This is a genomic window from Streptomyces sp. SID14478 (assembly GCF_010548525.1).
GTDB lineage: Bacteria > Actinomycetota > Actinomycetes > Streptomycetales > Streptomycetaceae > Streptomyces.
This window is the reverse complement of the sequence record NZ_JAAGMG010001045.1, coordinates 1-3,236: the sequence shown is the minus strand read 5'-3', so window position 1 is coordinate 3,236 and position 3,236 is coordinate 1. Positions and strand designations below refer to the sequence as shown.

Genomic DNA, 3,236 nt, shown 5'->3' with positions numbered 1-3,236 from the left:
CCCCGCCGGCCTGGACGATCGCCCCGTCCGCGGGCGGCGGGTCACGGCCCGCCGCCGAGGACGGGCGCCCCTACGTCTACGCGGAGGGCGCCCCCGGCACCGTCCTGGAGGACAAGGTGGCCGTCACCAACCCGGGCGCCGAGCCGCTCGACGTGCGGCTGCGCGGCGCCGACGCCGACAATCGCTCCGACGGCGCGCTGGACGTACGGGCGAAGGCAAAGGACACCGGGGACTGGATCACCTTCGCGGAGAAGTCCGTGCGGATACCGGCGCGCACCCGCGCCGAGATCCCGTTCTCGGTGACCGTGCCGGCGGGCGCGACGCCGGGCGACCACCCGGGCGCGATCGTGGCGAGCGGCGGCGGGCGGCAGTCCGGGGTCAGCGTGCACCTGCGGGTCAGCGGACCCACCCTCGCCGCGCTCACCGTTGAGAACGTCCGCGTGGAGCACGGCGACCGGATCGCGTACGAGGTCGTGAACCGCGGCAACACGACGCTCAGCCCGCGCCTCGCGGTCAAGGCCGACGGGGTCCTCGGCAGCGTCCTCGACAAGGGGCCGCACGCCCTGCCCGTCGAGCTGCTGCCCGGCCGCCGGGTCAGCCTCACCGAACCCTGGCCCGGCGCCCCGGCGCTCGACTCGGTCGACGTGAAGGTCACGGTCACGGCGGGCGGCGGCGCCGCGGACTCGGCGACGGCGACGGCCCGGTTCGTCCCGTGGCCGGTCCTGGGCGGCGTCCTCGCCGTGCTCGCCGGGGCGGGCTGCGTCGCGTTCTGGATCAAAAAGAGGCCCCGTAGAGGCTCGAACCGGGCGGTGGCGGGCGACGAGCCGGACGCGGAGCGTCGACGCCACACCGAATTGCAAGGGAGTGCGCCATGACCTGCCGCAGCGCCCCGGCCGCGCGGCTGCTGACCGTCCTCGCCCTGGTGGCCGCGCTCCTCGCGGGTGCGGCACCCTGGGCCACGGCCGCGGACCGGCCCACTGTCACCCTCTCCGCGGCCCAGGCGGGCACCGGGGGTTCGATCACCGTCAAGGGGGCCGGCTGGCGGCCCAAGGCACTGCTGATGATGCTGGTCTGCGGGCAGTCGAGCCCCGAGCGCGGCGTCATCGGCGGCACCAACTCCTGCGCCAACTCCGACGGGTTGGCCGTCACCACGGACGCCGACGGGAACTTCAGCAAGAAGCTCCCGGTGGCCGAGCCGCCCAAGCCCTGCCCGTGCGTCGTCCACGTGGCGACGGTGATGGGGGAGAAGGCGCAGACGGACGCCGCGTTCAAGGTCGCGGGGCACCCCGTGAAGGAGCTGCCCGCCGCGTCCGGCAACGGGCGGCTGACCATGGTGACCGACACCCGCCTGGACGGGTCGAGCGGCATCCTCACCTGGTTCGGCGCCCCGCCCTCGCGGAAGTTCACCTTCACCGTGGGCAACGTCGGCTCGACGCCGGTCAAGGACCCCGTCTTCCAAGTCGGCACCTCCCACGGGGTGTTCGCGCCGAAGTACGAGGAACAGCAGTGGCGCGGCACGATCGCGCCGGGGCGCAAGGCGCAGATCAAACTGCCCGTCGAGCTGTCGGCTGGCGCCCACGGCAGCTATCTGGTGTCGCTGAAGTACGGGGACAAGGTCTTCGCCGAACAGCCGTGGGGCGTGGGCCGCCCCTGGGGCATCACCCTCTTCTGGATCCTGCTCTGCGTCGTCGTCCCGGCGGCCGTCTTCCGCATCGGCATGGCGGTCGTGGACCGGCTGCGCCCGCACGACCGGCACGCCCCCGGCCGGCACCGCGGCGCCCAGAGCCTGGCCGAACTCACCGTGCGCATGCCGCGGTTGAGGCTCCCGCAGCAGGAGCCCGGTACGCCCGCGCCGGGGCCCGAGCCGGTCCGCGACGGCAACGGCTCCGACCCCGCCCCCACGACCACCCTGCCGTGGTTCACCCCGGACACCGGTCCCGGCGTGCCCCCGGCCGGTCAGCTCTCCGCACCGCCCGACAACAGCCAGACGACGAAAGGAAACACGTGAGCACGCAACGGAGAGCCGGTGCGGCCGGCTGCGCCCTGATCCTGGCGGGTGCGGGGCTGTGGCTGGCCGCAGCGCCCGTGCACGCGGCCGAGTCCAGCTTCAAGACGGAGTGCATCCCGCCCTCCATCTCGGGTCTGCCGCCGGTCGAGGGCACCACGATCGCCGCCGTCACCGCACCGGCGACCGCGAAGGTCGGCGACGAGATCGACGTGGTCTGGAAGACGACCCAGGCCGCGTCGAAGAACCCCGACGTCCTCGACCTCGCCGCCAACACCGTCCTGCCGACGGGCACCGTGAAGGTCGGCGGCGCCCAGACCGGCGACCTCAAGGTGGAGGGCCCGCGGGAGAACCCCGCGATCAAGAAGAACAGCCCGATGGTGCTGTCCGACATGAAGGGCAAGCTGAAGCTCACCAAGGCCGGTGACGTGACGCTGACCCCGGACGCGTACAACATCAACGTCAACAAGCCGATCTCCACCGACACCAAGTGCACGCCCAAGGAGACGGTCAAGCCCGCGGTGACCATCAAGGTCACCGACGGCGGCGGGTCCTCGGCGGGCGGCACCAGCGCCGGTGGCACCAGCGCCGGAGGTACGAGCGCCGGTGGCACGAGTGCGGGCGGCACCACGACGGGAGGCGACACCACCGCGGGCGGCACGGCCGGCGGTTCCGACTCCGGCGGCTCCGCGGCGGGCGGCGGCACCGGCGGCGGCGACGGCAAGACCGACTTCACCGGCAAGGAGGTGTCGATCCCGTACGCCTGCAAGACCCCCATCGGCGACAAGAACGCCACGTCCCCGGTGCAGATCAACGCCAAGAAGGACGGCGGCAACTACGCCCTGACCGTCCAGTTCAAGAAGGCGGTCATGAACAGCCCCGCCGACATCCCCGCCAACTCGGTCAAGCCGTCCATGGACGTGAAGCTGGGCGGCGCCGACAAGGGCACGGTCAAGGTCGAGGGCCCGACGAACAAGGAGGCCATCAAGTCCGGCGACCCGATGACGATCCCGGACCTGACGGGCACGTACAAGCCGGGCGCCGACGGCAAGTCGACCCTCGCGCCGGGCGTCCTCACGGTGGAGGCCTTGGGGACGACCACGACCTGCACGCCGACCACCACGCTGGTCTCCCTGGAGATCGACACGACGGCAGTGGAGGGCGGCGCCTCCGGCGGCACGACGGGCGGCGGCTCGGCGGGTGGCTCGGCGGGCGGTTCCGCGGGCGGCTC

Annotated in this window: 3 protein-coding genes; all 3 read left to right on the top strand. The window is 73.2% G+C overall.

Going from position 1 to position 3,236, the window contains the following annotated elements:
- Positions 1-875, top strand: an 875-nt coding sequence (locus tag G3I40_RS33790) for a hypothetical protein (RefSeq protein WP_164558653.1), incomplete at its 5' end; no start/stop codon positions are given.
- The gene (locus G3I40_RS33785; RefSeq protein ID WP_164558652.1) at positions 872-2,008 is read left to right on the top strand and encodes a hypothetical protein; all 1,137 of its coding nucleotides are present in this window, start codon (positions 872-874) and stop codon (positions 2,006-2,008) included. The genes G3I40_RS33790 and G3I40_RS33785, both read left to right, overlap by 4 nt.
- Positions 2,005-3,236: hypothetical protein (locus tag G3I40_RS33780; RefSeq protein ID WP_343245104.1), on the top strand; the 1,232-nt coding region annotated here is incomplete at its 3' end. The genes G3I40_RS33785 and G3I40_RS33780, both read left to right, overlap by 4 nt.